This is a genomic window from Mycobacterium sp., from assembly GCF_035623875.1.
GTDB lineage: Bacteria > Actinomycetota > Actinomycetes > Mycobacteriales > Mycobacteriaceae > Mycobacterium.
This window is the reverse complement of record NZ_DASPSP010000234.1, coordinates 1-24056: the sequence shown is the minus strand read 5'-3', so window position 1 is coordinate 24056 and position 24056 is coordinate 1. Positions and strand designations below refer to the sequence as shown.

The 24056-nt window shown below is 63.9% G+C and carries 26 protein-coding genes; 16 read left to right on the top strand and 10 right to left on the bottom strand.

What is annotated here, in order from left to right:
* Positions 1–160: 160 nt before the first annotated feature.
* Both VEI45_RS19230 and VEI45_RS19225 read right to left on the bottom strand, forming a co-directional pair.
* A complete protein-coding gene (locus VEI45_RS19230) occupies positions 161–1192 on the bottom strand; it encodes an NAD-dependent epimerase/dehydratase family protein (RefSeq protein WP_324856088.1) in 1032 nt (343 codons plus the stop codon).
* Positions 1189–1692, bottom strand: a complete 504-nt coding sequence (locus VEI45_RS19225; RefSeq protein ID WP_324856086.1) for a nuclear transport factor 2 family protein — start codon at positions 1690–1692, stop codon at positions 1189–1191. Before VEI45_RS19225 ends, VEI45_RS19230 begins: the two co-directional genes overlap by 4 nt.
* A 110-nt stretch (positions 1693–1802) precedes the next feature.
* On the opposite strand from VEI45_RS19225, the gene msrA reads away from it, so the two are divergent.
* On the top strand, positions 1803–2318 hold the full coding sequence (msrA, locus tag VEI45_RS19220; protein ID WP_324856084.1) for a peptide-methionine (S)-S-oxide reductase MsrA: 516 nt from the start codon (positions 1803–1805) through the stop codon (positions 2316–2318).
* Between the two features lie 22 nt (positions 2319–2340).
* On the opposite strand, the gene VEI45_RS19215 is transcribed toward msrA, so the two are convergent.
* Both VEI45_RS19215 and VEI45_RS19210 read right to left on the bottom strand, forming a co-directional pair.
* Positions 2341–2802 carry a PaaI family thioesterase gene (locus VEI45_RS19215; protein ID WP_324856081.1) on the bottom strand — a complete coding sequence of 154 codons (462 nt, stop codon included), beginning with the start codon at positions 2800–2802 and terminating at the stop codon, positions 2341–2343.
* 11 nt (positions 2803–2813) lie between these two features.
* Complete coding sequence (locus tag VEI45_RS19210; protein ID WP_324856079.1) at positions 2814–4142, bottom strand: cytochrome P450; 1329 nt, start codon at positions 4140–4142, stop codon at positions 2814–2816.
* 124 nt (positions 4143–4266) lie between these two features.
* Between VEI45_RS19210 and VEI45_RS19205 the strand changes: the two genes are divergently transcribed.
* Entirely contained in the window at positions 4267–4884 is a 618-nt protein-coding gene (locus VEI45_RS19205; protein WP_324856077.1) for a TetR/AcrR family transcriptional regulator, read from the top strand.
* Positions 4885–4892: 8 nt separating this feature from the next.
* On the opposite strand, the gene VEI45_RS19200 is transcribed toward VEI45_RS19205, so the two are convergent.
* Positions 4893–5777, bottom strand: a complete 885-nt coding sequence (locus VEI45_RS19200) for an alpha/beta hydrolase (protein WP_324856075.1) — start codon at positions 5775–5777, stop codon at positions 4893–4895.
* A 301-nt stretch (positions 5778–6078) separates the two neighbouring features.
* Between VEI45_RS19200 and VEI45_RS19195 the strand changes: the two genes are divergently transcribed.
* Positions 6079–6324, top strand: a complete 246-nt coding sequence (locus VEI45_RS19195) for a hypothetical protein (RefSeq protein ID WP_324856073.1) — start codon at positions 6079–6081, stop codon at positions 6322–6324.
* Positions 6325–6354: 30 nt separating this feature from the next.
* On the opposite strand, the gene VEI45_RS19190 is transcribed toward VEI45_RS19195, so the two are convergent.
* Together VEI45_RS19190 and VEI45_RS19185 are read right to left on the bottom strand one after the other, a co-directional pair.
* Positions 6355–7455 (bottom strand): acyl-CoA desaturase, encoded by a 1101-nt coding sequence (locus VEI45_RS19190; RefSeq protein ID WP_324856071.1) that lies wholly within the window; start codon positions 7453–7455, stop codon positions 6355–6357.
* 26 nt (positions 7456–7481) lie between these two features.
* Complete coding sequence (locus tag VEI45_RS19185; RefSeq protein ID WP_324856069.1) at positions 7482–8558, bottom strand: ferredoxin reductase; 1077 nt, start codon at positions 8556–8558, stop codon at positions 7482–7484.
* A gap of 69 nt (positions 8559–8627) precedes the next feature.
* Between VEI45_RS19185 and VEI45_RS19180 the strand changes: the two genes are divergently transcribed.
* Genes VEI45_RS19180 through VEI45_RS19170 form a run of 3 tightly spaced genes read left to right on the top strand, consistent with a single transcriptional unit; the run spans position 8628 to position 11164 of the window.
* Positions 8628–9302 carry a TetR family transcriptional regulator gene (locus VEI45_RS19180; RefSeq protein WP_324856067.1) on the top strand — a complete coding sequence of 225 codons (675 nt, stop codon included), beginning with the start codon at positions 8628–8630 and terminating at the stop codon, positions 9300–9302.
* A 27-nt stretch (positions 9303–9329) separates the two neighbouring features.
* Entirely contained in the window at positions 9330–10103 is a 774-nt protein-coding gene (locus VEI45_RS19175; protein WP_324856065.1) for a DUF427 domain-containing protein, read from the top strand.
* A gap of 5 nt (positions 10104–10108) precedes the next feature.
* Complete coding sequence (locus VEI45_RS19170) at positions 10109–11164, top strand: DUF4185 domain-containing protein (protein ID WP_324856063.1); 1056 nt, start codon at positions 10109–10111, stop codon at positions 11162–11164.
* A 1-nt stretch (position 11165) separates the two neighbouring features.
* Here the strand turns inward: VEI45_RS19170 and VEI45_RS19165 are convergent, their stop codons facing one another.
* Entirely contained in the window at positions 11166–11780 is a 615-nt protein-coding gene (locus tag VEI45_RS19165) for a GNAT family N-acetyltransferase (protein WP_324856061.1), read from the bottom strand.
* A gap of 26 nt (positions 11781–11806) precedes the next feature.
* Here VEI45_RS19165 and VEI45_RS19160 point away from each other — a divergent pair, with 26 nt between their 5' ends.
* The 7 genes from VEI45_RS19160 (at position 11807) to VEI45_RS19130 (ending at position 20634) form a co-directional block, all read left to right on the top strand.
* Entirely contained in the window at positions 11807–13099 is a 1293-nt protein-coding gene (locus tag VEI45_RS19160; RefSeq protein ID WP_324856134.1) for an acyl-CoA dehydrogenase family protein, read from the top strand.
* 635 nt (positions 13100–13734) lie between these two features.
* The gene (locus VEI45_RS19155; protein WP_324856059.1) at positions 13735–14187 is read left to right on the top strand and encodes a DUF5709 domain-containing protein; all 453 of its coding nucleotides are present in this window, start codon (positions 13735–13737) and stop codon (positions 14185–14187) included.
* Between the two features lie 126 nt (positions 14188–14313).
* Complete coding sequence (locus tag VEI45_RS19150) at positions 14314–14769, top strand: hypothetical protein (RefSeq protein ID WP_324856148.1); 456 nt, start codon at positions 14314–14316, stop codon at positions 14767–14769.
* 364 nt (positions 14770–15133) lie between these two features.
* Positions 15134–15400, top strand: coding sequence for a DUF1918 domain-containing protein (locus VEI45_RS19145; protein WP_324856057.1), 267 nt, complete (start codon positions 15134–15136; stop codon positions 15398–15400).
* 33 nt (positions 15401–15433) lie between these two features.
* Positions 15434–17509: an adenosylcobalamin-dependent ribonucleoside-diphosphate reductase gene (locus VEI45_RS19140; RefSeq protein WP_414687533.1), complete on the top strand. Its 2076-nt coding sequence runs from the start codon at positions 15434–15436 to the stop codon at positions 17507–17509.
* Positions 17510–17994: 485 nt separating this feature from the next.
* Positions 17995–19236 carry a hypothetical protein gene (locus VEI45_RS19135; protein WP_324856053.1) on the top strand — a complete coding sequence of 414 codons (1242 nt, stop codon included), beginning with the start codon at positions 17995–17997 and terminating at the stop codon, positions 19234–19236.
* Between the two features lie 15 nt (positions 19237–19251).
* Entirely contained in the window at positions 19252–20634 is a 1383-nt protein-coding gene (locus tag VEI45_RS19130) for a wax ester/triacylglycerol synthase family O-acyltransferase (protein WP_324856051.1), read from the top strand.
* Between the two features lie 20 nt (positions 20635–20654).
* On the opposite strand, the gene VEI45_RS19125 is transcribed toward VEI45_RS19130, so the two are convergent.
* Together VEI45_RS19125 and VEI45_RS19120 are read right to left on the bottom strand one after the other, a co-directional pair.
* Positions 20655–21557, bottom strand: a complete 903-nt coding sequence (locus tag VEI45_RS19125; protein ID WP_324856049.1) for an alpha/beta hydrolase — start codon at positions 21555–21557, stop codon at positions 20655–20657.
* A gap of 9 nt (positions 21558–21566) precedes the next feature.
* Entirely contained in the window at positions 21567–22022 is a 456-nt protein-coding gene (locus VEI45_RS19120; protein ID WP_324856047.1) for a MaoC family dehydratase, read from the bottom strand.
* 328 nt (positions 22023–22350) lie between these two features.
* On the opposite strand from VEI45_RS19120, the gene VEI45_RS19115 reads away from it, so the two are divergent.
* From VEI45_RS19115 to VEI45_RS19105, 3 genes are all read left to right on the top strand, one after another.
* Positions 22351–22848, top strand: coding sequence for a metallophosphoesterase (locus VEI45_RS19115; protein WP_324856044.1), 498 nt, complete (start codon positions 22351–22353; stop codon positions 22846–22848).
* Between the two features lie 74 nt (positions 22849–22922).
* On the top strand, positions 22923–23375 hold the full coding sequence (locus VEI45_RS19110; RefSeq protein WP_324856043.1) for a MarR family winged helix-turn-helix transcriptional regulator: 453 nt from the start codon (positions 22923–22925) through the stop codon (positions 23373–23375).
* Positions 23372–24056 (top strand): ATP-binding cassette domain-containing protein (locus VEI45_RS19105; protein WP_324856041.1); only part of this gene is annotated, 685 nt, incomplete at its 3' end. The genes VEI45_RS19110 and VEI45_RS19105, both read left to right, overlap by 4 nt.

Genomic DNA, 24056 nt, shown 5'->3' with positions numbered 1-24056 from the left:
CCGCAAAAACGCAATGGTCGCTAAGCAGCAGCGCTGGGTGACATGTTTCAGTGCAAGGACACCACACATTCACCATGCGTCACACTATGTAACAAAAAACACTTTAGCTAGACAAGACACGCGGAGAGCTCAGCGTGGTGAAGTTAAGCGCGATTCCGACTTACTCGGATGGCGCGGTCTTGCTGTTTTGCCGGGCGTTTTTCAAGTCGGCCCAGAACCGCGCCGCCTCCCGGATGGACTCCTCGACCGGCCTTGGCTCCCAACCCAGTTCGCGGCCGGCCTTGCTGTGGTCGACCGGGGCTTCGGCGCGCATCATCCGCACCGACGCCAGGCTGAGTTCGGCATCTTTACCGGTCAACCGGGCTCGCAGGCTGCCCAGTGCGCCCAGTCCGTAGAGCGCCGGCACCGAGATGGACCGCCGGGGCGGCGGCACTCCGGCTTCGTCGGCCGCTATCTTGACGACCTCTTTCAGCGGAATCATCCGTTCGGATATGAGGTATCGCTCGCCGTTGCGTCCGCGTTCGGCAGCCAGCAGCAGCGCCCTGGCCGCGTCGTCGACACCGACGACCTCCAGCTGGATGCCGTTCATCAGAAAAGGCAGCTTGCCGAAGACCGCGCCGGCGATGAACGCGCCGTGCGGCGTGCGGCCCCAGTCACCACTGCCGTAGGTCGTCGAGACGCACATGGCGACCGCGGGCAGACCTCTTTCCGACGCATATCGCAGCACCATGTCTTCGGCCTGGACCCTCGACTCGACATACGGGGTGAGCCGACGCCGGTCGATCTGGTCATCTTCGGTTGCGACGCGGCCGTGCCGCCGGCCGACCGTCGCATAGGTGCTGGTGAACACGAAACGACGCAGCTTCGCGGCGATTGGTTTTTCGACGGCGACGTCGAGGACGTTGCGCAGTCCTTCGACGTTGGTGCGAAACAGCGGCAACGGGTCTTGCAGCCACGCCCGGGTGTCGACCACGCAGTAGTACACCTCGTCGCAACCGTCCATCGCCTGGCGCACGGTGGCGGTGTCGAAGACGTCACCCTGGAATCGGGTGACCTCGAGATCGTCGATGCTGCGCGTGTTGGCGGTCGGGCGCACCGTCGCGCGCACTTCGGCGCCCGCCGCGACGAGTTGGCGGGTGACATGCGAGCCCAAAAACCCGTTGGCGCCGATGACCAGCTTGGGTGCGCTCACGTTGCACCTCCGTACTGACGCAGCCAGCGGGCCGCGTCGTCGTCCAGCGTGCCCAGCGCCTCGGCTTTCTTGCACCACTTCACCGCCGCCCGCACAAAGCGCAGCGGGTTGTAGATGTCTTCTTGTCGGCACCACTGGCCGTCGCCCGCGTAGGTGATGATCGAGATGTTCGTCGCGCTGATGATGGTGCCGTCACCGGGATCGCGCATCGGGTTGTCCAGCTCGCAGATGATGCGCCCGGTCGGCTCGTCGATCACCGACCAAAGCGACGGAAAGGCCGTCATGTGGCTGCCCGGGAAGGTCGTCATCGTCTCGCGGATCCAGGTGAGCACCTGGTCGCGGCCCTTCATCGTGCCCGCGGCGTGCTCGATGTAATCGACATCCGGCGTGTACTGCTGCACCCAGGCGTCCCAATTCCTGGTCTCGGCGGCGCGGGCTACCGTCTGCTCGAAATTCTCAAACGCAGCGGCCAGCTCGTCGCGGCTAAACACCTGCTTCACGCAAGAAACTAGAACACGTTCTACTGGGTTTGTCGAGCAACCGCCGGAAAGCACTGAGCGATGGCAGGCAGTCCTGGCAGCCGGTGCTGCGGCACGGGATAATCGACAGGATGACGGACTACAGCAAGGCAATACTGGCCGGCGGCTGCTTTTGGGGTATGCAGGACTTGATCCGCAAGCAGCCCGGCGTGGTTTCGACCAGGGTTGGCTACACCGGCGGTGACGTTCCCAATGCGACCTATCGCAACCACGGCACACATGCCGAAGCCATCGAGATCATCTACGACCCGGCACGCACCGACTTCCGAACGTTGCTCGAATTCTTTTTCCAGATCCACGATCCGACTACGAAGAACCGGCAGGGTAACGACGTCGGAACCAGCTACCGCTCCGCGATCTTCTACCTCGACGAGGAGCAGAAGCGCATTGCGGTGGACACCATAGCCGACGTCGAGGCGTCCGGGCTATGGCCCGGCAAGGTGGTGACCGAAGTCAGCCCCGCCGGCGACTTCTGGGAGGCCGAGCCCGAGCACCAGGACTACCTGGAGCACTACCCCAACGGGTACACCTGCCACTTCATCAGGCCGGACTGGAAGCTGCCGAGACGGGCCGCAGCCGACCGCTAACGACGACAGACCGCGAGATTACCTAGCTGCCGATCGCTCGCAACTGATACAGCCCGCGTGTGGTGGCGACGGTCTGACCGTTGGCGTCGGTCACCACTGCCTCCAGCGTGAAGTCGGCCTTACCGCGTTGTGCCGCTTCGGCTTCGACCCGCGTGATCGTTTCGTCGTCGAGGCTGGCTTCGGCCCGCACGTCAGATTTGGCCATCGCGACGAATTGGATGTCGAGGTTCTTGACCAGCGGGAAGTACTTGGCGGTGTCGAAGGTGATCAGCGGAATGATGCCGCCGAGGACTTCGGCCACGGTGAACAGCACGCCGGCATAGATGACGCCGAAGTGGTTGCCGTTGCCTTCGGCCGGGACGGTCGTGGCGGCGAAACCGGGACGAGCCTCGACGACCTTCACGCCCATCTTGTCCGCAATCGGGATCGTCGATGCCAGGGCGCCGTTCATCGTGTCTACGAGCTGGTTGGCGTCGGCTGTCATGACCGCCGATCTTAACGCCGGTGGACCACGACCTTGCCGCCGTCCTTCGGGGTGAAGGCAACGCCGCGGGAATGGTACTTCTCCCCTGGCGCAGTGGTGGTTTCGATAGTGAAGTGGCGCAGCACCGTTCGCAGCACCACGTCCATTTCCATGTTGGCGAACACGGCTCCCACACAACGCCGGGCGCCGCCGCCGAACGGGATCCAGGCGAAGCTGGGCGGCTTGGAGCCGACGAAGCGCTGCGGGTCGAAGCGGTCCGGGTCAGGGAAGGCGTCGGGGTTGGCGTGCAGGCGCGCGATGCTCACCACGATCGACAACCCGCGGGGAATGGCCCAGTCGCCGAGTTCATAGACGGGCGCGTAGACGTGGCGGCCGGCGAAATCTATCACCGTTCTGCTGCGCTGCACCTCGAGGATCATCGCCTGCCGCAGTTCGTTTTCGTCAGTGTCGGCCTCGGCAACCAGTGCGGCGAGCACATCGGGATGTCGGCTCACCCGTTCGAACGCCCACCCCAGGGTGGCCGCCGTGGTTTCATGTCCGGCCGCCAATAGCGTCAGCAACTCATCACCAATGTCGCTGCGCGACATCGTCGTACCGTCCTCATAGGTGTTACGCAACATCAGCGCCAGCACATCGCTGCGATCCTCGAAATTCGGGTCTGCCCGCTCATCTGCGATGAGCTTGTCGAGAACGAGGTCGAATTGGCGCCGCCACTCCGCCATCCGCCCCCAGGGGGAGTAGCGGCCATAGGTTCGCTTCGGCTTGGGCAGTATCGCCAGCCGCGAGCCCAGTGTCACCCACGGCGGGAGAATCCGCCGCAGCTGATCGAGCTCGGCGCCTTCGGCACCGAAGACCGCACGCAGGATCGCGTTGAGCGTGATCCGCATCGTCGACGGCAGCGTCGCGAATGGGGTCCCCTCGGGCCAGCCGGCGATTTCGCGCAGCGTCTCTTCTTCGATGATGGTCTCGTAGTTCTTGATGCTCTTACCGTGGAAAGGCGGAGCCAACAGGCGGCGCCGCTCTCGGTGCTCATCGCCGTCGAGCGCGAACACCGAGCCTGACCCGAGCAGCCGGCTGAGGTTGGGCTTGATGTTGCCGAGCACCTCCGGGCTGGTGGTGAAAATCTGCTTGGCCAGTTGGGGATTCGCCACCACCACGATGGGGCCGTAGATCGGAACGTTGAGCATGAAGACGTCGCCGTGGCGGCGGGCCATCTGCCGCACAATCCACCGGCGCGAGAATGAGAATGCCGCGCCCTGAATGGGCTTCGGAATCCGGGCGGCTGGAGGCAATCTGATGGCGGGCGGAGCCGGGGCCGCCGCTGTGTCGATGGTGCTCATCGTTGTGCACTCCCAACATCGAGATGGTACTGCGTGGTACCAAAGGTCTATTCGGGTACGGTACTCTTTGGTACCAAGTGCTGGCAAGGCCTGATCCAGCTTGGATGCATCAGAAGGAGACGACGTGGCGGCAACCGTCGCTGACGATGCGGCTTCGGCCGGACCGATCGATGTCGACCCGTTTCGACGCCGCCTGCTCGAGGGCCTCGCGGCCTCGATAACCGAGCGTGGATACCGCGCCTCCACCGTCGCCGACATCGTCCGTCACGCCCGCACGTCGAAGCGGACGTTCTACAACCAGTTCCCCGGTAAGGAGCAGTGTTTTCTCGAGCTGCTGCACGCCGACGTCGACAACCTGGCGAAGGAGATCCGCGACGCCGTCGATCCGGGCGCGGACTGGCAGGCGCAGATTCGCCAGGCCGTGGAAGCTTACGTCGGCCACATCGAAGCCCGACCGGCCATCACGTTGAGCTGGATCCGCGAGCTGCCGTCTCTGGACGCGGCGGCGCGTCCGTTCCAGCGTCGGGGCCTGAAGCTGTTGACCAGTCTGTTGATCAACCTCAGCGGCAGCCCAGGGTTTCAACAGGCCGGGCTGCCGCCATTGACCCGGCCGTCGGCGGTGATCTTGGTGGGCGGCCTGCGGGAACTGACCGCGCTCGCCGTCGAAGACGGGCACAGCGTTCGCGAGATCGTGGAGCCCGCCCTGCACGCGTCCGTTGCGCTGCTCGGGTATCGGCGCTAGAACCAGCCTCACATCTTGAGGAAGGCTCGCAGCCGGTCCAGCACCAGATCGGGGCGTTGCTCGACGATCCAGTGGCCGACACCGTCGACCAGCTCAACCTCGAAATCGCTGATGTGCTGGGCATATCCGCTCAGCAGATCCGGTGTGAGCACGGGATCTTGGGTGCCACTCAGCCAGCGGACCGGGACGTCGACTGGGACGTCGTCGAATTCGCCCCGTAGCCAGCGCAGCATCTCCGTGCTCTGAAATGTCCGATACCAACGCGAACCGGCTACCGCGTGCCCGGGCTGACGCATGCACTCGACATACATGCGAACGTCCTCCTCGGGAACGCTGAACCCGCCGCCGACCCACGATGCCAGCATCCTGAAGTAGCGGGCCTTGGAATCTGCGATCAGGCGCGGCCCGATCACCGGGAGCAACATCGGGATCTGGTACCAGAACCGCCAGATGTTGCGAACCGATGAGAGATCGCGCTGCACGTAGGGCGCGGCGGTATTGAGTCCGAAGAACCCGGTCACCTTTGCCGGGTGGCGCAGCATCATGATGAACGCGACCGGCCCACCCCAGTCGTGGGCAACCAACTTCACCGGCCCGACGTCCAGTCGGTCCAGCACGGCGGCCAGGTCGTCGGCCATGTCGTTCTTCAGATAGCGCGAGCGCGGCGCCGAACTCCACCCCGCGCCCCGCAGGTCGGGGCACAGCACCCGGTAGCCGTCCGCGGCCAACGGCCCGATCAGCTCGCGCCACTCCCACCAGTTCTCCGGAAAGCCGTGCACCAGCATTACCGGCGGCCCGTCGGCGGGGCCGGCGTCGGCAACGTGAATCGTCACACCGCCCCCCACCTCGACGAACTTGTGCTCGACGCCATCCAGTGAGGGCAAATTAACCATGGCTTGACAATCTAGCAACGGCAGCGAAACTGGTCACCGCTTAGCTCTAAGTGTGCTAAATCGTCGTCGGGCGATAAGCGGCGAGCGTCCCGTCCGGTGGACACTGATGATTGCGGGGGTCTGCGCGATAGCCGGCGCGGCCACGATCGGCGTGGCAGGAAGTGCGCACGCGAACCCCTTCTCCATGCAGTTCCAGTCGCCGTCGGGAGACATCTCCTGCAACCTGGTTAACTACCCTCCAACAGACAGATTCGGGCTCGGTAAGAATTTCGTGCAGTGCGACATCGTTAACCAGAGCTGGGTGCCACCGCAGCCGCCCCCGCAGGGCCGGGCCGACGCCACTAGCACCGTCGTTCTCATGCGGGGCCAGTTGCCGATTGTGGGCTACAGTCCAGGCGCCTTGGCGGCTGCCGACCCGGTGAATTACGACCAACCGCTATCAGCGGGTGTGATCGCCTGCAGCCCAGAGCAGTCGGCGATGAAGTGCACCGACACCAGCACCGGGCACTTCTTCCGAGTGTCGCGGGAGTCCTACGAGCTGGGGTGATGAACCCCAGCTCCTAGCCAGTCGATGCACTCAGGCGGTGACCAGCTCACGCGCCTCGGTGGTGCTGGGCTTCTTGGGCGGCAGCGCGAGTTTGACGATCTTGCGCACGACGGTGGCGAACTGCCGCGGCAGCGAGCCCGAGTTGTACGGGATGCCGTAGCGGCGGCAGATCTCACGCACCTCGGGCGCGGTCTCCGCGTACCGGCGAGCCGGCATGTCCGGGAACAGGTGGTGTTCGATCTGGTGCGACAAGTTGCCGGACAGCACGTGAAAGAGCTTGCCGCCAGTCAAGTTCGCCGAACCGAGGATCTGGCGGAAATACCACATCCCACGTGACTCGTCCCGAGTCTCTTCGACCGTGAATTCCTGTGTGCCATCCGGGAAGTGGCCGCAGAAGATGATCATGTACGACCACACGTTGCGGATCAGATTGGCCGACAGGTTGCCGGCGAACACGAACGGGGCGAACGGCCCGGCCAGTAGCGGGAAGGCGACGTAGTCCTTCAGCATCTGCCTGCGAGTCTTGCGCCAAATACCTTGCAGGACTTCCCGTTTATCAGCCACCCGGATCTCGCCGGAGCGGATGCGCTCGGTTTCCAGTTCGTGCAATGCGACCCCGTACTGGAACAGCACCATCAGCAGGAACGCGTAGAGCGGGTTGCCCAGGAAGTACGGCTGCCAGGGCTGATCCTCGCTCATCCGCAGGATGCCATAGCCGATGTCGCGGTCCATGCCCACGATGTTGGTGTAGGTGTGGTGCATGTAGTTGTGCGAATGCCGCCACTGATCGGCCGGGCACGCGGTGTCCCATTCGAAGTCGCGGCCGCGGATCGTCGGATCCCGCATCCAGTCGTACTGGCCGTGCATGATGTTGTGGCCGATCTCCATGTTGTCGAGGATCTTTGCCACTCCGAGCATCGCGGTGCCGGCCAGCCAGGCCGGCGGCAGGATCCCGGCGAACAGCAGGGCACGCCCGCCGACTTCCAGGGCGCGCTGCGTCTTGATGACGCGGCGGATGTATTCGGCGTCGCGCTGGCCGAGGTCGGCCATCACGCGTTCCTTGATGGCGTCGAGTTCACGGCCGAAAGCATCGGCCTGCTCGGACGTCAGCGAGATCTTGGGCTGTGACATGAACTTCTCCAGATTCTCTAGAGGGCCTAAAGGGCAATGTCGACGTCGCCGACGGGGACCGACACACAGATCTGCACGTCCTCGTCGGGCGCGGTCGACACCGCGCCGGTGGTCAGGTTGCGCACCACGCCGCAGGTTTTGCGGCGTGTGCAGGTATGGCAGATGCCCATCCGGCATCCGCTCTCCGGGGTGAGGCCGGCCGCTTCGGCTTGCTTGAGCAGCGAGCGGCCGTCGTCAACAACGTCAATGCCGCTGTCCGCGAATGACACTCGCCCGCCCGACGGCTCCGCGGGCAGCTCGAGAGTCGGTGCCACGAAGCTCTCCGCGTACGCATTTGCGCAGTACTCACGGACGGCGTCGATTAAAGATGTTGGCCCACAGACGAATACGGCATCCGGCTCCGGCATCGCCGCCGCCAGGTGTTCGGGCCCAAACCGGCCTTCGAGATCGCCGTCGGCTGAGCGGGTGTAGCCGTGCAGCACCCGCACGCCGGCCATCTCGGCGAGCTCGTCGCGGTAGCAGGCCTCGGCAGCGTTGGGCGCGTAGTGCACAAACGCGATTTCGCCGGAATGACCCTCGTTGACCAGCGTGCGCAGCATCGCCATGACGGGCGTGATGCCACTTCCACCGGAGACGAACAGAATCCGGCAGGGTCGTTGCGCCGGCAAGACGAAGTCGCCGCCGACCCCGGTAAGCCCGACGACCATCCCGCGCCGGGCTCGCTCGTACAGGAACGTCGAGACCAGCCCACCGTCGTGATGTCCGATCGTCAGCTCCAGAAGCGAGCTGCCCTCGGCATTGGCCGGTGAATAGCAGCGGGTGTGCCGGCGGCCGTCGATCTCGACGCTGAGGTTGACGTACTGTCCGGCACGAAGGGCGCGACCGGTGTCGGTGAACGCGTCGTTGGGCGCCAGCACCAGGGTCACGCTGCGCGGGGTGGTCCGGCGCACATCGACGACCTTCGCGCGGCCCTCGCCGCGCGTCCAGGTGGGGGCCAGTAGTTCGGTGTACCGGTCGACGCCGTGCGGACCGGTAAGCAGGTTGACCAGGTCAGAACCCAGTACCCGCTTTGTCAAGATTTGGGTGGATTTTTGGGTGAACATATGTATACCGTGCGACGCCATGCCCCTGCTCGTCAAGTATTTCCGCAGGTCTGTGATAGCGTTCACACAGTGAACAGTCGTGCGCCTAGCTCACGCCCGCGCCGGTCGGGTCGCGGACGTAGCCGCGAAGGCCCGTCCCGCGAGGAGCGCAAAGAGGCGACCCGGCGGGCCATCGTCGCCGCGGCGCTCAAACTGCTCGACGACCGCAGTTTCAGTGGCCTGAGCCTGCGCGAGGTGACCCGGGAAGCCGGGATTGTCCCCGGGGCGTTCTACCGTCACTTCGAATCGATGGAGGCCCTTGGGCTGGTCTTGATCGACGAGTCGTTTCGAACCCTGCGCGACATGCTGCGCGGCGCCCGCGCCGGCAAGCTCGATCCGAACCGGGTGATCGAGTCGTCCGTGGAGATCGTCGTCGCCAGCGTCACCGAGCGTCGCGAACACTGGCGCTTCATCGGGCGCGAGCGCTCCAGCGGCGTCACCGTGCTGCGCTATGCCATCCGCACCGAGTTCCGGCTTCTCACCTCCGAGCTGGCCACCGACCTCGCCCGGTTCCCGGGGCTGAACGCCTGGAGCACCGAAGATCTCAACGTGCTGGCGACCCTGTTCGTCAACTCGATGATCGTCGTCGCCGAGGCGCTCGAGGACGCCCATAGCGCCGAGGCAATCGAGGAGATCCGGCGAACCGCAGTCAAGCAGCTGCGGATGATCGTGATCGGCATCAACGGGTGGCAGAGCAGCCCGTAATCTCAGCCGCGGCGCGATGATGATGCCATGGGCACCAGAATGCGAGATCTGCTCGGCGGCGCGCTGCAGTCGCTGCGCTACGAACCCACCGACAAGCGCCTTCGGATCTACCTGGGCGAAGAGCTTGTTGCCGACACCGTCAACGGACTGCTGATCTGGGAACCCCGGCGAGTGGTCCCGACGTACGCGGTGCCGGAGCGGGATGTCTCGGCCGGGCTGGAGTCGGCGGGCAGGGTTGACGACCTTGCCGATTTGCCGGTCTTGGTCCCGACCAACCCGTTCACGGCACACAGCTGTACGGGCGAGATGTTCGACGTCGTCCTCGACGGTGCCAGGCGCGCGTCGGCGGCCTTCCGGCCCGATGATCCGGACCTGACCGGTTACGTCACGTTCGATTTCAGCGCGTTCGAGTGGCGCGAAGAGGACGAGCCGATCGTCGCCCACCCGCATGATCCGTTCAAACGCATCGACATCCTCGCCAGCACCCGGCACGTCCGGGTCGAGTGGGAAGGCAGGCTGCTGGCCGAGTCATCGCGGCCGCTGCTGTTGTTCGAGACCTTGCTGCCGGTGCGCTTCTACCTGCCGCGCGCCGACGTCGTCGTCGATCTCGAGCCGACCGACACCGTCAGCTACTGCGCATACAAGGGCCGGGCGTCCTACTTCTCGGTGCCCGACGGTCCAGCTGACGTGGCGTGGACCTACCACCAGCCGCTGCGCGAAGCCGAACCGGTCACCGATCGCATCGCGTTCTTCAACGAGCGGCTGGACATCATCGTCGACGGCCGGCCGTGGTCGGGCTGACCCCGTTGGCTACCTCGCGTCGCAAAGTCGGCAAGCTGGCCGACATCACCGGCCCCGGCATCACCGACCGGTGGGGAGTGACATGCACCGACCTGGGCGCGTCGGTAGTCGCGCCCAACGGGACATTGGTGTCGGTGTTCGGAGACACCTTCTCCGGCAACAGCGTTGGCCACGGCGACTGGCGTTCACCGGTGATCCTCATCGGCACCGGCGACGCCAATCACCCCATCACCTACCAGCGCGCCGGCGGCGGCGATGCCGATTACGCGCACCAGCTGTGGCGCTACCCGCATCACACCGTTAAGTCCGGCAGGCCGCGTCGCGGCATCAGCACGGTGATTCCTTCCGACCTACTGCGGGTGGATGACACGCTCTACCTGCACGCGATCGTCAACCGGGGCTTCGGCAACGTCGTTTGGACCGAGATCTGGAGGTCGGACAACGACGGGATCTCGTGGCGACACCTCGGCGGCGACACGAAGTTTCCGGCCGGTTTGCACAACGGTCACGCGCAGTGCTGGTCGTGGGATTACGACCCGGTCGACGGCTGGATCTACGTCGTTTCCACCGGCTTTCAGCGGGACAAAGGAATCATCCTCAAGCGGGTGCGCCCGGAGCACATCGGCGATCTGCGTAAGTACTCCGGGTGGGGACGAACCGGCAAGGGTCGGTGGTCCTGGGGTCAGGAGCCGACGCCGCTAACGCCCGCCGGTGAAGCCTGGGGCGAGCTGTCGCTGCGGCGATTGGGTAAAGGCAAGTGGGTCCTGGGCGGATTCCTATCCTCGAAGTACGCCCTCGGTTATCGGGTCGTCGATTCCCTCACCGCTGTGCACGATGCACCACTGCAGATGCCGGTCGTCGGGTCCGAATGGGACGCCGAAGATCATGCCCACAGCCGGGTCGCGCAGCTCTACGGCGGATACGTCCTGCCTGGGTCGAAGCTCGACGTCGCCGGCGGTGTCGGCCTGGTGGTGTCGCAGTGGAACACCGCACACGGATGGCCTTACCGGGCAATGCAATTTCGAGCGACTTTGCACGACACCACCGAGGCGGGTCGGTGAGCTACCTCGGCGCTCGCCACATCGGCCACAGCGTCGGGCCGCCACCGGGCAGCACGATTTCGCCGCTCACCTCGAAGCCAAATCGCTGGTAGTAAGGCACGTTTTCCGGCTTGCTCGACTCGAGGTAGGCAGGAGCGTGTTCGGCGTCGACTCGGTCCAACCGCGAACGCATCAGGGCCTGCCCGTAGCCTTTGCCGCGCACCGAGGTGTGGCTGCCGATCACCGCCAAGTACCAATGCGGTTCCTCTGGGTGTTGTTGCTTCATCCGGTTAAGCAGGTCGCCGAGTTTGCGGCCAACTGACAGCCGAAATCCGAAGCCGAGGATGAACGACGGCAGCATCATCAGTTGCACGCGCGACGACTGCTTCCACCGGCCCGGCGGATCCCACAGCGCCGCCGCGCCGATGGTCGACCTGTCGCTGGCCACTTCCACCCCGCCGCCGGCGAGGTGATGGTGCCGGGTCACCGTCGCGAAAAATCTCCGCAGGTTGGCCGCCCGTGTCCTGTCGTCGGGCATGATCCACTCCGACACCGGGTCGTCGTAGAAGGCGCGGCCGAGGACGTGCGACAGCTCGGAGATGTCAGTCTTTAGTGCGGGACGTGCGTGGATTGTCATTGGTAGCCAGAGTAGTAGCGTCTGAAATCGTGTGGGACTTCGAAACAGACCCTGAATACCAGGAGAAGCTGGACTGGGTCGAACGGTTCATGGTCGACGAGCTCGAGCCGCTCGATCTGGTCGCGCTCGATCCGTACGACAAGAAAAGCGCCGAGACGATGGCGATCCTGCGACCCCTGCAGCAGCAGGTTAAGGGCCAGGGGCTGTGGGCTGCGCATCTGAGACCTGAACTCGGCGGCCAAGGCTACGGCCAGGTCAAGCTCGCGCTGCTCAATGAAATACTCGGCCGGTCGCGCTGGGCCCCGTCGGTGTTCGGTTGCCAGGCACCCGACTCGGGTAACGCCGAGATCCTTGCCATGTTCGGCACCGCCGAGCAGAAAGCTCGCTACCTGCAGCCGCTGCTCGACGGTGAAATCACCTCGTGTTATTCCATGACCGAGCCCCAAGGCGGTTCGGATCCAGGGCTGTTCGTCACAAGCGCCGAACGCGACAACGGCGCCTGGGTGATCAATGGCGAGAAGTGGTTTTCCACCAACGCCAGACATGCGACCTTTTTCATCGTCATGGCAGTCACCAACCCTGACGCGCGTACCCGCGACAAGATGTCGCTGTTCATCGTGCCCGCCGACACACCGGGCATCGAGATCATCCGCAACGTGGGGGTCGGTACTGACTCGCACGCCACCCATGGTTACGTCCGCTATACCGACGTCCGAGTGCCGGCCGACCACATCCTCGGCGGCGAAGGACAGGCGTTCGCGATCGCGCAGACGCGCCTCGGCGGTGGCCGCATTCATCACGCCATGCGCACCATCGCCTTGGCCCGGCGGGCATTCGACATGATGTGCGAGCGGGCGGTATCACGCCAGACCCGAAATGGTCCATTGGCGAACTTCCAGATGACCCAGGAAAAGATCGCCGACAGCTGGATCCAGATCGAGCAGTTTCGATTGCTGGTGCTGCGTACTGCGTGGCTGATCGACAAGCATCACGACTACCAAAAGGTGCGCCGCGATATCGCCGCGGTCAAGGTGGCGATGCCGCAGGTGCTGCACGACGTCGTGCAGCGTGCCATGCACCTGCACGGCGCGCTCGGAGTGTCCAACGAGATGCCGTTCATCAAGATGATGATCGCCGCCGAGTCGCTGGGGATCGCCGACGGGGCCACCGAGTTGCACAAGATGACCGTTGCCCGTCGTACCCTGCGCGAATACCAGCCGGTGTCAACGGCTTTCCCGTCTCAGCACCTACCAACTCGGCGCGCAGAGGCACAGGCCAGACTGGCCGAACGCCTCGAGCATGCGGTCGCCGAATTCTGATGGGAGGACGAGTTGGTGGCACACGAGGCCGCAGATCTGGAACGGATACGCCACCGGTTGATTCAGGGAGTGGAAGAAAGGTATCTCGATCCCGAAGGCATTCACTAGACGCTGGCCGATACCACGCCGGCCGAAGAATCGGCACCTGTGTGTCGTTAGTTCGGCCCCTCTTCGGGATGCGGTCGATCATGTTCAGACTCGTCAGTCTCCTCGCGCCAACGGAAGTACGTCTCCGCGTTAAGTAAGCGTTTGATGATTTCGAGATAGCGGTTGTCACCCATGTCAACTCCTCGATCTGTGGCTGGCGGGTGCGTGATCGGTTGCACAATAGGTATTCAGATATCGAGGGCGCGGCTGAAAGGCCCTGGCTACCTGCTGGCTACCTCCAGCCAAGCCGCCTGGTGCAGCGCCAGTCGACAGGTCCAAAGTCCCAGATCGAAGGCCAAATGGCCCTAGATCGGCATGCCCGGGCGTTTTAGCTTCGAACTGGCCCGTAAGTTATCTCGCTGGGTCTCCAACGATTTCCAGGAGAAGCGATGACCACCGCCCGCGACATCGTCATCAAATGCATGGCCGCCGGGCACGATCCCCGAGCCATCGCCAACCATTGACCCTACGACGGTTAAGGCATAGGTATGAGCACTCACTATGACGCTGGACCGGCGGCCGGCGAATACAGCCCGGAGGATGACAATCAGCTGCAGCCAGAAGACACCCTCATCGACCGTGGCCTCGATGACGCACTCGATGAAGGGTTTTCGCCGCCCGAGCAGCCATACGGGCCTGGCGCCTTCGGTCCGTCGGAAGGCATGGACCAGCTGCTTGCCGAGGAAGAGCCGGATCCAGCAGCGCGCATTAATGTCTGGCTCGACAAAGAGGAGCAGGAACGCTCCGACGCGGCTGAGCGTGAAGCTGAATTCCCGGAGGCACGTGAAGTCGGCAGTGTGCGAGCAGGCCGGCTTGTCGCGCCAGACCAGGGATTTGGCGACGATACCGAGGCGGGACTGGTAGCTGAGGACGCCGGTATTAGTGGCGGCGCGGCCTCCGCAGAGGAGGCCGCGGTTCACATCATCGAAGACGAGGAGTAAGCCGACCTCACACGTTCACCGCCAGCCGGGCGGGCGGAAACGACGGCATTCCGCGCCCCCACTTACCGCATAGGGCAGCAGACACCAAAACGACATCCAGTGCGGTGGAAAGGAACCGAAGTGGACTTGGCCAGCGTGCGCAACGCTATCGAGAGATATGCGCGCGCGGTGCAGGAAGCGGACGTCGACGAACTGCGCAGGATCACATCTGGCGCTCTTCGTGAGCGACTATCACCGGAAAAAACCCAACTGATTGTGGCCGATCTTGCCGCCGACACATGCCAACACGGCTCGATCAGTGTCAGCGATTTCCGAGATGCCTATTTAGACGCTCAGCAGTGGAAGATCACCGCAACCGTGAACTTCGAGCAGGTGCCGCCATTGGATGTGCGATTCGGACTCATCGAATGGCAAGGTGAGTGGCAGCTCGTCGGCGCAGACACACTGTCCGGCGATGCGAAAGGGTCAATGGAGTCCTTTTGCGAGGAATCCGCCGTGCCGATTCGACGGGTCGAGATGTCGGACGGCGCGGGAGTCGGTGTCGATCGCGAAGACGTTGCTTCGGCCGCAGCAGCCACGTGAACTGCCAAGTGCTCGCCGAAAGCGAGGTCTTCAACCATTGGACTATTGGCGCCCAACTCAGCCAACCACGCGGAGACCGTAGGGCCAATGGCGTTGACCGGCACGCGAACTGTGCGTTCCTCATGAAGGCGATCTGTTACTTGATACAAGGTCATCGGTGTGACAGTGGTTGCTGCGCGGAGATAGCGTCACAGCGAACATGAGTGCTGGTTTCGGTCCGAGATGATGAAACCATGATGGCCTCCTCGTCGAACGATCCTGTGAATCCCGGAGGGACTTTCGACCACAACAGTTAGGGCCTGATGCCCTTCCGCGGTCGCCCCGGATGCCTTCACGATTGAACTTCCGAAGGAGAGGGATGCTCATGAAGGCGAAGGTTGGAGACTGGCTGGTAATCAAGGGCGCGACGGTCGATCGACCCGACCAGCGTGGGCTGATCGCAGAGGTGCACTCATCCGACGGTTCACCACCGTATGTGGTGCGGTGGCTCGACACCGACCACGTGGCGACGGTGTTTCCAGGCCCGGACGCCGTCGTCGTCACCGCTGAAGAGCAGAAAGCGGTCGACAAGCGGGCACAACATCGGTTCGGCGCGGTGCAGTCGGCGATATCCCATCCCATGAGCAAGTAGGTTGTTCCGGGTCACGCCATGAAGTCGCCGGTCATGTCGGGATGGCCGGCGAAAGTCCGGCGGCGCGATGGAGCTTTGGTGCCGTTCGACATCGCGCGGATTGAGGCCGCGATCACCCGGGCGGCACGCGAAGTGGCTTACAACGATCCCGACATGCCGGCCACTGTGGCGTGCACCGTCGCCAATGCACTGGGACCCCGCGTTGCGTCCGTCGAAGAGATCCAGAACTTTGTCGAGGCGCGGCTGGGTGAGGCCGGTCTTGAAGACGTCGCCCGTGCATATGTCGTCTACCGGCAGCGGCACGCGGAGTTGCGGACCGCCAAGGCGTTGCTCGGCGTGCGCGATGAACTGAAGCTGAGCCTGGCGGCTGCGACAGTCCTGCGGGAGCGTTATCTGCTGCACGACGACCAGGGTCGACCGATAGAGTCGACCGGCGAGATGATGGACCGCGCGGCACGCTGCGTCGCCGCGGCTGAGGACGAGTATCGGCCGGGCTCGTCCGCACAGTGGGCCGAGCGGTTCTCATCATTACTGCGCAACCTCGAATTCCTACCCAATTCACCCACGCTGATGAACGCAGGCACCGATATCGGGCTACTGTCCGGCTGTTTTGTGCTGCCCGTTGAAGATTCGCTGCGTTCGATCTTTGCGACACTCGGACAGGCCGCTGAGATCCAGCGGGCCGGCGGCGGGACCGGGTTTGCGTTCAGCCACCTGCGGCCCGCCGGCGATCGAGTGGCTAGTACCGGCGGCACGGCCAGCGGACCGATGTCGTTCCTTCGGCTGTACGACACTGCGGCGCGGGTCGTCTCCATGGGCGGACGTCGGCGAGGCGCATGCATGGCAGTGCTTGACGTGTCGCACCCGGACATCCGCGACTTCGTCAGCACTAAGGCCAAATTGCCCAGTGAACTAACGCATTTCAACCTTTCGGTCGGGGTGACCGATGCTTTCCTGCACGCTGTTGAACGCGGCGGCGTACACCGTATGGTCAATCCGCGAACTGGTAAGACGGTCGCGCAGATTCCGGCAGCCGAGCTGTTCCACGCCATCTGCGAAGGAGCGCACGCGTGTGGCGACCCCGGTTTGGTGTTCATGGACACGATCAATCGGTCCAATCCGGTGCCCGGGCAAGGCAGAATCGAGGCGACCAATCCTTGCGGGGAGGTCCCGCTTCTGCCTTACGAGTCGTGCAACCTCGGCTCAATCAACCTTGCGCGAATGATCACGAACGGTCGCGTCGACTGGGACCGGATCGACGATGTCGCCGGAGTAGCGGTGCGATTCCTCGACGACGTCATCGACGTCAGCCGCTACCCCTTCACTGAAGTCTGCGACGCTACCCGCGCCACCCGCAAGATCGGGCTGGGGGTCATGGGTCTGGCGGAACTACTTGCCATACTGGGTGTTCCGTACGACAGCGAAGAGGCTGTGCGGCTCGCCAGCCAGGTCATGCGTCGTATAAGGCGAGCGGGATCCGCCGCCTCGAGTCGGCTGGCCGAAGACCGAGGATCGTTCCCCGCAATCGGTAATAGCCGATTCGCGCGTTCAGGTCCTCGGCGCAACGCCCAAATCACCTCGGTCGCGCCGACCGGCACCATCTCACTGATCGCCGGCACCACCGCCGGGATCGAGCCGATGTTCGCCATCGCCTTTACCCGCGCGATCGTCGGCAGACAATTGCTGGAAGTCAACGCGTGCTTTGACCGGGTCGCCCGCGACCAGGGCTTCTACCGGGACGACCTGATGGCCGAGATCGCGCAGCGAGGGGGCGTGCGCGGCTGCCCGCAGCTGCCCCAGGAGGTGCGGGCAGCGTTCCCGACCGCAGCCGAGATAGCTCCGGAGTGGCACCTGCGGATGCAGTCGGCCGTACAGCGCCACGTGGATGCTGCGGTATCCAAAACGGTCAACTTGCCCGCCGCCGCGACGGTCGACGATGTCCGTGCCATCTATCTGGCCGCGTGGAAGGCGAAGGTCAAGGGCATCACGGTATATCGCTACGGCAGCCGCGAAGGACAAGTATTGACCTATGCGGCGCCGGAACCCGTAGTGACTCAGGCAGGCACAGACTTTACCGGCGGCTGCGCTGGCCGCGTCTGCGAGTTCTGACGCGTCCTTGCCGCCATGGTCCCTGAGGTGAATGCGGCCACGGCCTCAAAGGAAACCTTCGAGGTGTCGATCAGAAATTCCCAGGCCCGGGTATCAGCCTCGGGTTGAGTCTTCAACAATGATTCGCCGGTGGCTGTCATTTCGTTACCCTTCTGGAAGTTCATCGCAGAGCGTCGTTCGTCCACGCCGGCAACCAAGGAAGGTTAGGCGATGCTCATACAGCACAGCTGTGTTGGCGTTCGGCCCAGCGTGGCTCGGTCTTGTGTGGCGCTTGTGTCTGTCTTCTTTGCCGATCTGACGCTTCGACACTATGACGCCCCCATCGGCCAGACGAGTGACTAAAGTCCTGCGTCACCGCAACATTCGGCCTTACTGCGCCTCGCCAGTAGCTCGATTGCAACACCGGTCGGCAAGCTTCCGCGGTGACCTTCGGCGGGACGTAAGTCCCTACCACGACCCGTGATGCGGTCTTAGCCTCAACCGTCATGGCACTACCCTCCAGCGACGACACTCACGGGCACCGGCATCAAACCCCGCCCGGTGCGGCGCTGGGGAACGTAGTCCGCCCGCTAAGGCGAACTGGTCGCTACGTTGCTCGATCGTTGCTGGGGTCTCACGATCACACACCTGATGAACTTCCGATCGCGCGGCCCACTATCGCTCTCGCAGGGCAGGCTATTCGCGATGAAATCGTCCTGAAGGGGCTGAAGGCGCGCCGCCCGGTCAGCCACCCACGTGCGTTCGAGCGAATCGGCCGCGAAGTCGTCGCGGCACTGGAGTTTTACCGAGACAGGGGATGGCTGGAAAATCCGAGAGGTTTCTTCGTCCGGCCCTCTCTGCTTTCGGATGTCACCGTCCGGCGCGTCAAGGGGCGCAAACGCAACTTCCACCGTATCGATTTCGACAGCGGGTACGCACCGCATCCCGGTGAACCAGGCCGAGAGCGATGGCAGGGATACAGCGCCAACGACCGTGAGTATGCGCTGTTGTTGCGCCACCCGGAGCCACGACCGTGGCTGGTGTGTGTGCACGGAACCGAGATGGGCCGCGGGGCGCTTGATCTCACAGCGTTTCGTGCCTGGCAATTGCATGAAGAATTCGGCCTGAACGTCGTCCTGCCCGTCCTTCCGATGCATGGCCCTCGTGCGCGCGGTCTGCCCAAGGGCGCCGTTTTTCCGGGTGAAGACATCCTCGATGACGTGCACGCGACGGCGCAGGCGGTCTGGGACATAAGGCGGCTGTTGACCTGGATACGGTCGCAAGAGCCGCAGTCGCCAATCGGGTTGAACAGTCTGTCGCTCGGGGGCTACATCGCAGGATTGGTCGCCAGTCTTGAAAAGGGGCTCACCTGTGCGATTCTCGGTGTGCCGGTGGCCGATGTGGTCGAAGTGGTGCGTCGCCACGCCGGGCTCGCTGGCAACGATCCGCGCCGTCGCACATTGGAATTGGCCGCGCCTATTGGTCGAATGGTCTCCCCGCTATCGCTTACTCCGCTGGTGCCCATGCCGGGACGATTCATCTATGCCGGCGTCGCTGATCGGCTGGTGCATCCGCGCGAACAGGTGACCCTGCTCTGGAAGCACTGGGGCAGACCGCAGATCATGTGGTATCCCGGCGGCCACATCGGGTTCTTCCGCTCGCGGCCAGTACAGCGGTTCGTGCGGGACGCGTTGGTGCAGTCAGGTCTCCTGGACGAATCACCGGTGTTACGTGCCCGCCCTGCCTAGCTGCGGAGGGATGCGATGAACCCGCTGGACCCGCTGGACGCGGCAATGATGACCGCGGAACTCCTGTTCAACCCGCTGCACGTGGGTGCTGTGCTCATCCTGTCGGCGCCGAAGGACGCGGGTCGGGACTATGTCGACCAACTGCATCGCGGGGCGCTCACCGCGGACGATCCGGTTGACTCGAGGCTTCGCAGATATCCGCATCGCGGCGTGGAAACCGGCGGGATTTGGGTTTGGCGCCAGACCGAAATCCTTGACATGAAACAGCATTGCCAGCGCCGAACAGCGTCCGGGGGCCGTGACGGGCTCTGGCAGCTGATCGGTGAGCTGCATGCACAACCTCTTGACCGGTCGCGTCCGATGTGGATGTCCTATCTGATTGACGGGTTCGACAGTGGCCACTTCGCCTTCTTTGTGAAGATTCATCACTCCGTCGTCGATGGCGTAGCCGGTTTTCGAATGATCGCCGACGCACTCACCACCGACCCAACACGTCGGTCGATTCCCCCGTTTTATGCCGACCGCCAACCCAAGTCGGCGGTGTCGCGCACCCGTCGAGGGCCGAATCTAGTGGGCACCGTGAAGTCGGGCATTGGGCTGATCGAACGAGTTGTCACCGGCGAGGTTTCGAACCTAGTCGAGGGCCTGGCCGGCCGTACCACCGTGCTGCCTTTCGGTGCGCCCTACACGCGGTTCAACGGTCGTCTCGGGCCCGAGCGTGTCGTCGCGGCGGATAGCTGGCCCAAAGATCGCATCAAGGCTATCCAAACGGCCACCGGAGTGACCGGCAACGACGTCGTGACCACTGCAATAGCCGGCGCGTTGCGCTGCTGGCTGCTCGGCCGCGGCGAGCTACCTGAAAAGTCGCTGGTGGCAATCTGCCCGATCACAGTGCGCGGCGATGACGTTGCTGCAGCAGATGGCCTACATGGCAACAGGTTCGGCGCGTGGCTATGCCCACTGGGCACGAATTTGGCCGATCCCGTGGCACGCTTGGACTTGATTCACCGGTCGATGGCGGACGGGAAGCATTGGGTGTCCAAGCGTGGATCGGCGGCGTCGCTGCTGACGGTTGCTGCGAGTATGGCCGCGACGGTGCTGCCGCCGCTGCTGCCGATCGCTCCGAAGGTAGGGACCGGATACAACGTGCCGATATCACACCTTCGCGGTCCAGAGTCCCAGATGTATTGGAATGGAGCGCATCTCGAGGAGATCTACCCGGTGTCGGCAGTCTACGATGGCCAAGCGCTCAACGTGACGACCTGCTCGTACGCCCGTCGAATCGGATTCGGTTATGTCGCAGGGCGCGACACGGTTCCCGACGTCGCCGCCTTGACGGCGCTCACCGAGAAGGCTCTGACCGAACTCGAATCAGCTGTAGGCGCCCGTCAGGCCTAAATTCTGCGCGTATGTAGCGTTCAACCGGCTGTGACGCGGTCGATGTGGGCCAGAAAGTGGGTCAGCACGGCATCGGGCGCTTCGAGTTGCGGCCAATGCCCGATGTCGTCGGCGAGCATCACCACATCGGGGTGGGGTATCACCTCCGCGTAGCGGCGGGCCATGTGCGCACCGGAGTTGGGGTCGACCGGCCCGTCGATCAATCGCATCGGAACCGCGGTCTGCCGCATGGCACGCACCCACCGATTTCGATGCGTGTAGCGGTCGTTGATGAAGCGGCCGACCTTGTGCAGCACCCGCCGGCCGTCGTTGTAATCCAGGATCTGGTTGAACACGTCCATCATGTGCCGTGTCGGTTTGGTGTTAGGGCCGAACATCTCGCGCAGCGTTGGTTCCAGCAGCCGACGAGACAACGGGCTGTTCTGCACATGACTGAAGATGTCACCCAAGGGCGTCCGCGACATCAGCTTTTGCGCCGCCCGCGGCGTGTAGGTCTCGACGAACATGCCTCCGTTGAGCCAGGTGATGGAGTCGATGCTCAACTCACCATAGGAGGGCTGACCAAACTCGTGACGGGCCAACAGTTCCTGGCCCACCGAATCGCCGATGTCGTGGGCCATGATGTGCGCGTTGCCGATTCCCAGGTGGGCCAGCAGTGCCTCATGCATGTCTGCGTGGTCGTGCACTGAGTATTCGTAGGCGACCGGCTTTGCGGAGAAGCCCATGCCCATCATGTCCGGTGCGATAACGGTGAAACGTTCCGTCAGTGTTGGCCAGATCGGTGCCCAGTCAAAGGAGTTGAACGGGTAACCGTGGACCAGCAGGAGCGGAGGTCCACTGCCTTCCATCCGGTAGAAGATGTCAAAACCGAGGTAGTCGAAGTGCCGTCCGGCGGCCAGCCAGGATGCCAGTTCAGCGTCCACGATCTGAGCCTACGAGATGTAGCGGACGACGCTCTCGGCCACACACGCCGGCTTGGCCGACCCCTCGATCTCCACGGTAGTCGACACGGTCGCCTGCACGGCGCCGTTGCCGAGGTCCTCGACCCCGACCAACGAGCTCTGCGCGCGAACCTTCGACCCGACCGGCACCGGTGCGGGGAAGCGGACCTTGTTCAGGCCGTAGTTGACGGCGAGCTTGATGCCGTTGACCGTGTACATCTGGTGCTGGAGCCGGGGGAGTAGGGCCAGGGTCATGAAGCCATGGGCGATGGTCTTGCCGAACGGACCCTTCGCCGCCCGCTCCGGATCCACGTGGATCCACTGGTGATCACCGGTCGCATCGGCGAAGAGGTTGACGTCCTCCTGGGTGATGGTGACCCAGTCGCTCTGCCCGATGCTTTGACCCTGGGCGGCGGCGAGGTCGGCAACTGAGTCGAAGGTACGCATTCTGTTCTCCTCTGCTTAGGTAGAAACGATAGTGCCGCGCTCACCCCGGTGGCGACCGGGGTAGTGACAAACACCGGCCCGGCGAAGAGCACCAGTTTCGCGCGGTCGACGCACCCGTGATTTGGCGATGAACGGCACCGGGGCTACACAGATCGCCGAAGCCGGCTGGCGCGCGCACAGATACTGGAGGGGGCACTGGCAATGGTTGCCGCGAAGGCTCATCACGGGTGGTTTCGAGACACCCGGCTGCACGTCGAGGACACCGGCGGTTCGGGCCGCCTCGCGCAGTAGACAAACCTAGCGGCGAATCCTGTTGCAGGATGAGCGGATGAGGCTGCTAATGCTCGCCGATACGCATGTGCCGCGACGCGCCCGCGATCTGCCGGCAGAGGTATGGGACGAAGTGGCGCAGGCCGATGTCGTCTTTCATGCCGGCGACTGGGTGACGCCCGAGTTGCTCGACACGCTGGCGGCCAGAGCCGCTCGGCTGGTGGCGTGTTGGGGGAACAACGACGGACCGGCGCTGCGGTCGCGGCTGCCGGAACGTGCGGACGTAGTGCTGGAAGGGCTGCACTTCACCGTTGTCCACGAGACCGGCGCGGTGGCCGGCCGGGAGGCACGGATGTCGCGGCGCTACCCCGATACCGACGTGTTGATCTTTGGCCACAGTCACATCCCGTGGGACACCACGACCAGTATCGGGCTGCGGCTGCTCAATCCCGGGTCGCCGACGGATCGCCGCCGCCAACCGGCTTGCACCTACATGACCGCGACTGTCCGCCACGGCGACCTGACGGACGTGCGGCTGCAGCCCCTCGAGCGATAGCGCGGTTACGAATGCATAACGACTACACAGCTCACACCAATATTTAGCTCGTAAACAGAGGTATTGTGATGTAAGTGCAGGTAAACACCGATTTGGCAGCGGAGGTTTTCCGGGTCGTCGGGAGATTCCGCCGTCAACTTCGAAGGTCCGTCGGCCGCGGGTTTGATTCAACGCGACTCACCGAATCCCAGTCGGAGCTGCTCGGGCTGGTGGGCCGCAAGCCGGGGATATCGGTCAGCGCCGCCGCCGCCGAACTCGGGTTGGTGCCCAACACCGCCTCGACGCTGGTTTCCAAGCTGGTATCCGGCGGCTTACTCACCCGCAGCGTCGGGTCTGCCGACCGCCGGGTCGGCGAGCTCGCACTCGCCGCGCCCACCCAACAGATCGTCGACGCGTCCAGGACCGCACGACGAGCGCTGCTGTCCGAGGTCCTCGGCGAACTAGACGACGATCAAATCGATTCTCTGGCAAAGGGACTGGAGGTTCTCGACACGATGACACGACTACTTCAGGAGCGACGATCATGAGCGAACTGCTACCCCCGGCCATCGATTGCCAGCACCTGACCTATCGCTACGGCAAGTTCACCGCCGTCGATGATGTGACGCTGCAGGTGCGGCCCGGTGAGACGATGGGCCTGCTCGGGCCAAATGGGGCCGGCAAAACCACATTGGTGCGCGTGCTCACCACGCTGACGCCGGTCCAGCACGGTCAGCTGCGTATCTTCGGGTTGGACTCGCGTCATCAGACGGTCGACATCCGAAGCAATATCGGCTATGTGCCACAACAGCTTTCAATCGAGCCCGCACTGACGGGCAAACAGAACGTGGAGTGGTTCGCGCGGCTGTATGGCGTGCCTCGCACCCAGCGCGCAGAACGTGTCGAGCAGGCGCTGACCGCCATGGAATTACTCGGCATGGCCAACCGGCTCGCAGGAACCTACGCCGGCGGCATGGTGCGCCGGCTCGAGGTAGCGCAAGCGCTTGTCAACCGCCCGTCGCTGCTGGTGCTCGACGAACCCACCGTCGGGCTGGATCCCATTGCCCGAGAAGGTGTCTGGAACCAGATACAAAGCATGCAGGCCCAGTTCGGTATGACGGTTCTGCTGACCACCCACTACATGGAAGAGGCCGACGCGTTGTGCGATCGGGTGGCGTTGATGCATCGCGGTGAGTTGCGGGCCGTGGGGACGCCGACCAAGTTGAAGT

What these genes read in the sequence shown, in the direction of transcription:
- msrA (WP_324856084.1), top strand. Translation starts at nt 1,803, where the DNA reads ATGACGGACTACAGCAAGGCAATACTGGCCGGCGGCTGCTTTTGGGGT.
- VEI45_RS19215 (WP_324856081.1), bottom strand. Translation starts at nt 2,802, where the DNA reads ATGACAGCCGACGCCAACCAGCTCGTAGACACGATGAACGGCGCCCTG.
- VEI45_RS19210 (WP_324856079.1), bottom strand. Translation starts at nt 4,142, where the DNA reads ATGAGCACCATCGACACAGCGGCGGCCCCGGCTCCGCCCGCCATCAGA.
- VEI45_RS19200 (WP_324856075.1), bottom strand. Translation starts at nt 5,777, where the DNA reads ATGGTTAATTTGCCCTCACTGGATGGCGTCGAGCACAAGTTCGTCGAG.
- VEI45_RS19190 (WP_324856071.1), bottom strand. Translation starts at nt 7,455, where the DNA reads ATGTCACAGCCCAAGATCTCGCTGACGTCCGAGCAGGCCGATGCTTTC.
- VEI45_RS19185 (WP_324856069.1), bottom strand. Translation starts at nt 8,558, where the DNA reads ATGTTCACCCAAAAATCCACCCAAATCTTGACAAAGCGGGTACTGGGT.
- VEI45_RS19175 (WP_324856065.1), top strand. Translation starts at nt 9,330, where the DNA reads ATGGGCACCAGAATGCGAGATCTGCTCGGCGGCGCGCTGCAGTCGCTG.
- VEI45_RS19165 (WP_324856061.1), bottom strand. Translation starts at nt 11,780, where the DNA reads ATGACAATCCACGCACGTCCCGCACTAAAGACTGACATCTCCGAGCTG.
- VEI45_RS19155 (WP_324856059.1), top strand. Translation starts at nt 13,735, where the DNA reads ATGAGCACTCACTATGACGCTGGACCGGCGGCCGGCGAATACAGCCCG.
- VEI45_RS19145 (WP_324856057.1), top strand. Translation starts at nt 15,134, where the DNA reads ATGAAGGCGAAGGTTGGAGACTGGCTGGTAATCAAGGGCGCGACGGTC.
- VEI45_RS19140 (WP_414687533.1), top strand. Translation starts at nt 15,434, where the DNA reads ATGTCGGGATGGCCGGCGAAAGTCCGGCGGCGCGATGGAGCTTTGGTG.
- VEI45_RS19135 (WP_324856053.1), top strand. Translation starts at nt 17,995, where the DNA reads ATGGCACTACCCTCCAGCGACGACACTCACGGGCACCGGCATCAAACC.
- VEI45_RS19130 (WP_324856051.1), top strand. Translation starts at nt 19,252, where the DNA reads ATGAACCCGCTGGACCCGCTGGACGCGGCAATGATGACCGCGGAACTC.
- VEI45_RS19120 (WP_324856047.1), bottom strand. Translation starts at nt 22,022, where the DNA reads ATGCGTACCTTCGACTCAGTTGCCGACCTCGCCGCCGCCCAGGGTCAA.
- VEI45_RS19115 (WP_324856044.1), top strand. Translation starts at nt 22,351, where the DNA reads ATGAGGCTGCTAATGCTCGCCGATACGCATGTGCCGCGACGCGCCCGC.